This window comes from uncultured Campylobacter sp. (genome assembly GCF_938030815.1).
GTDB lineage: Bacteria > Campylobacterota > Campylobacteria > Campylobacterales > Campylobacteraceae > Campylobacter_B.
Genome location: NZ_CALHII010000014.1, coordinates 1 through 6,370, shown reverse-complemented (window position 1 = coordinate 6,370; position 6,370 = coordinate 1). Strand labels below are relative to the sequence as shown.

The window sequence follows — 6,370 nt, the reverse complement described above, 5'->3', positions numbered from 1 at the left end:
ATGTTGCAAATATTATAAATAATTGTTGCCTAAAATATGGCTCAATAGTCTATGATGATTACTACCTAGATAAGCTGGATTGGGTTATAGATAGACAAAGAGATGCCTGGTTTATGTTTGTTTGCAGAGTGCCTTTGCCAGACCCAAGAGATGGTCTTACGGGAGAAGTTATTTGGCTACTGCATTATAGAGGTAAAAATATCGAGCTTGATATAAGGCGAATTTATGATGAGACAACGAGTAAATATTTCACGGAAAATCCATTTAAGGTCAAATATAAATTCCAAAGCGTAAATTCTGACATTGGAGATATTTCAATGGATGAAATTTATGAAATTTTAAATGAAGCATTATTGGAATATGGAGATGATGGCATCGATGGTAGAAAATTTCTGCCAAAGGAACACGAAGTCGTAACTTTTCTGCACGATTAAAATTTAAAGAACCTATGAGCTGCACCAAAATACCTCTGATATTTCACTATCAAATTTAAATTTTCTACTGCACTATAAAACGCCCCACTCTTTTTTATATTCGTTTATTATCTCATCGGATGTTTTTTCTCCCTTATCGACCTTGATAAGATCGATTATATCTTGCTCGTTTGCAAACATACCCTCTATCGCGTGGTTACAGATGATAGATCTGTTTTGCTCGTATTGTTCTGCGCTCAGCTCGTCTTTATATTTTTCAAGTATAGCCAAACTCTTTTCTAAACTATAAACTTCCGGATATTTTTGCATGCTCTATCCCCTAGCAATATAAAATTTTATCAGCTGCGGCGTCCTATTAAAAAACAAAGCTCAAGCAGGCGCACTGTTTGCTACGAATAGCTTGCAAGTAGTTTGCACTTCGCCGCAGCTAAAGCAGATAACTATTAGATGAGGGGAAATTTTACCGCAAGTAGTTCACAAATAAATTTAACAAAGCCCTCATCAAGCAAAAAACGAAGGTAAAAGCCGTCAAATAAAACTGCTACTCTCTTACGATGAAAGCTCCAGTAAACTTGCCATTATGCGCGAAATCTCTCGCCTCATCCTCACTCTTAAATCCACTTAAAAAGACGCGATAAATCGGCGCGCCATCTATGCTAAATTCTTTGATGATCGCAGGATATCCCGCTGTGCCGTGGTAATCGCGCTGATAAATTTGTGCGCCACTTCTGTTTCTAAACGCACCGATTTGCACCATAAAATTTCCGCCGACGATGGTTGCTTTCGGCGAGCCTTTAGCAATAGTGCGCCCATAAAAACCCACTACTTCGAGCTTTACAGGCGCCGTACCTTTGGCAAATACGCCTACTAAATTGGCAGCTGTTTTGCTAAGATCGATGATGCGACCATCCACGAATGGGCCGCGATCGTTGATGCGCACGGTTGCAGTAGCGCCGGTGTCGCGATTCGTGACCTTTACCATAGTATTCATTGGATAGGTTTTGTGCGCGGCGGTCATGCCATTCATATCGTAAATTTCGCCGTTTGAGGTGTATTTACCATGAAAATTCGGCCCATACCAGCTGGCGATGCCGATTTGAGTGTCACCGACGCTTACTTGCTCTGGATAGTAGGTTTTGCCGTTGATTTTATAAGGGCGCATGGTGGCAGGAGAGTTTTTGCCGATCTTGCCCGCACCGCCCGCAGACGATCTAGACGACGGTGCGGTGCGAAACGAACAACCGGCAAGAATCAGCGCAAAAAGCGCACTAAAAAGAGCGATTTTCTGGTACGACACCTGCGATCCGATCTTATTTGTTGAATTTTATATTATTTAGCGCTATTTCGTTTTTGTCTTTGAGGCTAAGCTCGTTCGCCAAACCTGCTAACACGCGTCCTGGCTTGCGCTGTTTCAGACGTGGTTCATACGCTTGAAACGCGCCTTGATTTACGACAAATTCTGCATATTTGCTTTGTGGGATATAAAAGAAGTACTTGCCGTTAAGCGGCGAAATTCCGTTTTTAATATGCGCGTTGTAATCCTGCATTTGTGACGGCGAAATTCCGATCTGTTTTGCAACCGCGCTTAGCTTTGTGCCCGGAGCTACTGCGATACGCTTTAGCCCCCACGGCTCGCTTTCAAAAAGCAGAATTTTACGCATATTTTCATTTTGAGCAATGTAAGCGTATTTAATAATGCGCTTGATAAAATTCTTAGTCTCATTAGGAAGTGCAGGACTTTTTAGCAAGCGATCCAGATCATCGCTGCCAGTAGCTGCAATCGCATTTTTAAGCTTTTGATCGCCACAATTATACGCCATTAGTGCTAAATACCACTTGCCAAAATTTTGCTTCAGATGCAAAATATACGAAAACGCAGCATCCGTAGAGGCTGCGGGATCGCGACGCTCATCTACGGCGCTGTCTACTCTAAGACCGAAATTTTTCGCAGTTGCCGGCATCAGCTGCCACATACCGCCCGCGCTAGCACCTGATGTGACCGTATTTTTAAGATGAGATTCTACCATTGCCAAATACAATAAGAACTCCGGAGCTTCAATGTTATCGACCTCGGATTTGACTAAGTAGGCATTGTGCGACTGCGAAGTCACGATATGCTTAAACTGCTTGCGATCGCTTGCATTGATCGCACGGAATATGCCCGCGACTACGTTTTTGCTCGATTCGTTATTTTCGATGCCGAATTGATTTAAAATATAGTCGTGATTTGCGCGCATCAGACCGGGCTGGCTCGCAAACGCTTCGCCCACTAAAAGTAGGGCTAGCAGTATAAATTTTATGGCTTTCATATCTCTCCTTTGATTTTATCGCCAAAAAGCCTACAGGCGTTTTGAGTCGTTATTGCTTCGACCTCTTCTACGCTTAGGCTTAAAATTTCCGCGACTTTTTCTACCACGAGTCTCGTAAATGCAGGCTCGTTGCGCTCGCCGCGATGCGGATGCGGGGTTAGATATGGTGCATCCGTCTCGATTAAAAGGCGCTCTTGCGGAATTTGCGGTAAGATCTCAGCTAAGTTTTTTGCATTTTTGAATGTCAAAACTCCGCCGATACCGAAGTAAAATCCGTATTCGCTAAGACCTAGCAAAAGCTTGCTGGCATTGAAGCAGTGCAAAACACCGCCGCATAAATTGCCGGCACGATCTTTTAGAATTCCAAAGCTATCTTCGTTTGCTTCTCGGATATGGACTATAAGTGGTTTTTGAAGTTGTGCTGCTAGATCGATTTGTGAGATGAAGGCGTCTTTTTGGCGGGAGATTTCTAAGGCTTTGGTTTCCTTGTTCTCTTGCTGCTTAAGTCTGAAGTAATCAAGACCGCATTCGCCAACGCCCACGCATTTGGGATCGTCAGCATACCGCTTCAGCACCTCCATATCGAAAGAATCTATCTCGTATGGATGCACCCCTACGGCAAAATACACATTATCCCGTGCATGCGAAATTTTACATGCCTTATCTAGGTCTGCTACATCGGCACCGGGAATGATGATGCTACGCACGCCTGCAATCGTGGCGCGCTCAATCACCGCGTCTAAATCAGCATCGAAACTAGCATCGTCTAAATGGCAATGTGTATCTATAATCATAAAACTCACTTGATAAAATTTTTCGAAGCGGATTTTACGTCGTTTTGCAAAATCACACTTAAATTTAAATTAAACGCGGTATTGTAGCAAAAAATTTCAGATTTAAACTTAAGCTTAAAATTCCTTCAGCTTTGCCTTAGTTTTTTAGCGAATTCCAGGGCTTCTGCAGTAATAGTCTCGCCGCTTATCATACGAGCTAGCTCTGTTATTTTCTCATTTTCGCTTAATAATCTCACGCTAGATTTGCCGTTCGTTTTACTTACTAAAAAGTGTGACGCAGCCTTGGAACTAAGCTGCGGTTGGTGCGAGATCGCAAAAATTTGATAAAATTTTGAAATTTTTACCAGCACGTTAGCGATACTCATCGCCTCTTTTCCGCTTAAATTTGAATCAATCTCGTCTAAGATTAAAATTCCCTCGCCGTTATTTGTAAGCTCCAAGCTTGCCGCGATGAAAGCAAGGCGTAAGCGGTTCGTTTCGCCCGAGCTTAAATTTTTAAATTCCGTCTTGCACAAGCTAACGCAAATTTCGTCCGTGCCGCGCTCACTAAGCGCCGCAGGCTTAAAACTAAGCTCCACTCCGTCCATATAAAGCTGCTTTAGATAGGAATTTATCAGATCCTCGAGCCGTTTTTTAGCGCCCTTGCGAGCCTCGCTGATTTTTTCGGCAAGGGTAGCGGTGCTTTCACTAAGGCGTTTAAATTCCGCTTGTAGCTTGGTTTTTTCAAAGCTTAACTGCTCGTAATGCTCAAGCTCTTTCTTGCGCGCTTCAAGCGTAGCTAAAGCCTCCTCTACGCTTCCGTAGCGCCTATTTAGCGCACTAAGAGCTTCGATGCGATCTAAAATTTTCTCTATGTCGATATTTTCTAGCTCGTCTAAATTCAAGCTTTCTTGCTTTAGCCGTAGCTCGTTCATCGCATCCTCAAAAAACGCGCTATCCAGCCCGCTGAGGCTTAGCGCTTCGATAACGCTGCGTTCCAGCTCAAAAACGCCCTGTGCCCTAGCCCAAAGTTCCTCGATCTTATCTTTTTTACTAAGCTTTTTTTTGATTTGCAAAAGCTCCTCATATTCGCCGATCTTAGGCGATACGCGCTCGATTTTTTCAATCTCGAAGCGAGCAAATTCCTTTAACTCCTCGATCTTGCGCTCTTGATCTAAAATTTCATCCAGCTGCTTTTTTGTGCGGCTAAATTCCGCAAAAGCGCTTTGAAGCTCCGATAGGCTTAGCGCGTGTGCCGCATCTTTTTTCGCGGCGATAAAATCAAGTAATTTTAGCAAGCTGTCGCTACTCATTTCGCCGGCGTTTTTCGCGCCTAAAAATTTCACGTATTCGCCGGCGATCGTGCTTAGATTTTTTTTTGAGACCGATTGGGAATTTATAAAGTATCGCAAGCTACGCTCTTTTAGGACGCGAAAAATATTTGGCGTATCGTTTATCAAGCCGAAATTTTCCATATCAAATTGATGCTCTACGTCCGCTTCTATGAGCTCAGCCTCGCATTCGTTAAGACCGAACACCGCTAAAATCGCGCCTATTAATACCGATTTGCCCGCGCCGCTGATGCCTGTAAATACGCTAAGTCCCGGGCCAAAACTAAGCTCGCTCTCGCAAAAACCTAGATTATTTTTAATATAAATTCTTTCTAGCATCCGCCGTGTCCCCATCTGAGTTTGGCTTTTAAAACGTCGAAATAATCGTAGCTCTTGCGTTTTATTAAATTTGCCTTTGCGTGTGAAATTTTAGCGCTCACGCCGCTAAATTCCGCCATATCAAAAACGTCTTGTCCGTCGATGACGACGCCAACTTCGGAGCTTCCGGCGTTTTTGAAGCTTACGAGATATTCTTTGGGAAGGATCAAAGGCCGCTGCGTCAGGCTGTGCGAGCAGATCGGCGTGACGCAAAACACGTCGCATAGCGGATAGACGATCGAGCCGTTCGCGCTCATATTGTACGCGGTCGAGCCTACGGCGGAGCTTACGATCACGCCGTCGCCGTAGTAGGTGTTGAAATATTTTCTGTTTAAAAATGCGTCGATCTTCGCCATTGAAGAGATGTGGCTGCGGGTGATTACGACGTCGTTAAATGCGGTCTTGCGGACGATCTTGCCGCTGCCGTTTTCCAGTATCACTTCGAGTAAAAACGGGCGCTCGATCTCGTATTCGCCACGCAAAAAATCCTTTAAAAATTTTGCGAATTCGCTCGGCTGTACGTCCGTTAAAAAGCCCAAAGTACCCGCGTTGATACCCAAAATAAAAGCGTTTTTGTCGCTTAGCAGCCTCGCAAGCCCGATAAGCGTGCCGTCGCCGCCGAGGCTAATTAAAAAATTGGTCTTTTTTAAAATTTCTGTAAGCGTATGCGACTTAAGGCCGAAAAATTCCGCTCCGTCCTTTTCGAGCAAAAGCCCAATACCTTGCGCTTTTAAAATTTCGCAAATTTGCTCCACGACGGGGCGAATCTCTTCTGATTTTTTGGCTATTAGCCCCGCGAATTTAAGGTTTTTATGAATTTTGTTTTCCATAGTTTTATTTTATAAAAAATTAGCTTTGTAAAAGCAAAATTTAACTATACTTGCGTTTTACAAATAATTTTAAAGGAGTAAATTTGCGAAGTCATTATTGCGCCGATTTGAGTAAAAACGATATCGGCAAAAGTGTAACCGTGTGCGGCTGGGTAAATTCTTACCGCGACCACGGCGGCGTGATTTTTATAGATTTGCGCGACCGAAGCGGGCTGTTACAGCTAGTCTGTGATCCCAAAGATAGCCACTCGGCATACGAGGTAGCAAATACCGTGCGAAACGAATTTGTCCTAAAAGCCGTCGGCAAGGTCCGCG

General features: G+C 43.8%; 8 protein-coding genes. 2 read left to right on the top strand and 6 right to left on the bottom strand.

The window, feature by feature from the left end:
• Positions 1–11 precede the first annotated feature (11 nt).
• Entirely contained in the window at positions 12–434 is a 423-nt protein-coding gene (locus Q0277_RS00385; protein WP_297994356.1) for a hypothetical protein, read from the top strand.
• A 72-nt stretch (positions 435–506) separates the two neighbouring features.
• Here the strand turns inward: Q0277_RS00385 and Q0277_RS00380 are convergent, their stop codons facing one another.
• From Q0277_RS00380 to Q0277_RS00355, 6 genes are all read right to left on the bottom strand, one after another.
• Positions 507–743: a hypothetical protein gene (locus Q0277_RS00380; protein ID WP_005871672.1), complete on the bottom strand. Its 237-nt coding sequence runs from the start codon at positions 741–743 to the stop codon at positions 507–509.
• 232 nt (positions 744–975) lie between these two features.
• The gene (locus Q0277_RS00375; RefSeq protein ID WP_291936757.1) at positions 976–1,731 is read right to left on the bottom strand and encodes a septal ring lytic transglycosylase RlpA family protein; all 756 of its coding nucleotides are present in this window, start codon (positions 1,729–1,731) and stop codon (positions 976–978) included.
• A gap of 13 nt (positions 1,732–1,744) precedes the next feature.
• Entirely contained in the window at positions 1,745–2,743 is a 999-nt protein-coding gene (locus Q0277_RS00370) for a lytic transglycosylase domain-containing protein (protein WP_297882548.1), read from the bottom strand.
• Positions 2,740–3,537, bottom strand: coding sequence for a TatD family hydrolase (locus tag Q0277_RS00365; protein ID WP_297994353.1), 798 nt, complete (start codon positions 3,535–3,537; stop codon positions 2,740–2,742). The genes Q0277_RS00370 and Q0277_RS00365 overlap by 4 nt, the downstream gene beginning before the upstream one ends.
• A 125-nt stretch (positions 3,538–3,662) precedes the next feature.
• Complete coding sequence (locus Q0277_RS00360) at positions 3,663–5,186, bottom strand: AAA family ATPase (RefSeq protein WP_297994350.1); 1,524 nt, start codon at positions 5,184–5,186, stop codon at positions 3,663–3,665.
• Positions 5,180–6,055 carry an NAD(+) kinase gene (locus Q0277_RS00355; RefSeq protein ID WP_297994347.1) on the bottom strand — a complete coding sequence of 292 codons (876 nt, stop codon included), beginning with the start codon at positions 6,053–6,055 and terminating at the stop codon, positions 5,180–5,182. Before Q0277_RS00355 ends, Q0277_RS00360 begins: the two co-directional genes overlap by 7 nt.
• 83 nt (positions 6,056–6,138) lie before the next feature.
• Between Q0277_RS00355 and Q0277_RS00350 the strand changes: the two genes are divergently transcribed.
• Positions 6,139–6,370, top strand: a 232-nt coding sequence (locus Q0277_RS00350; protein WP_297994344.1) for an OB-fold nucleic acid binding domain-containing protein, incomplete at its 3' end; no start/stop codon positions are given.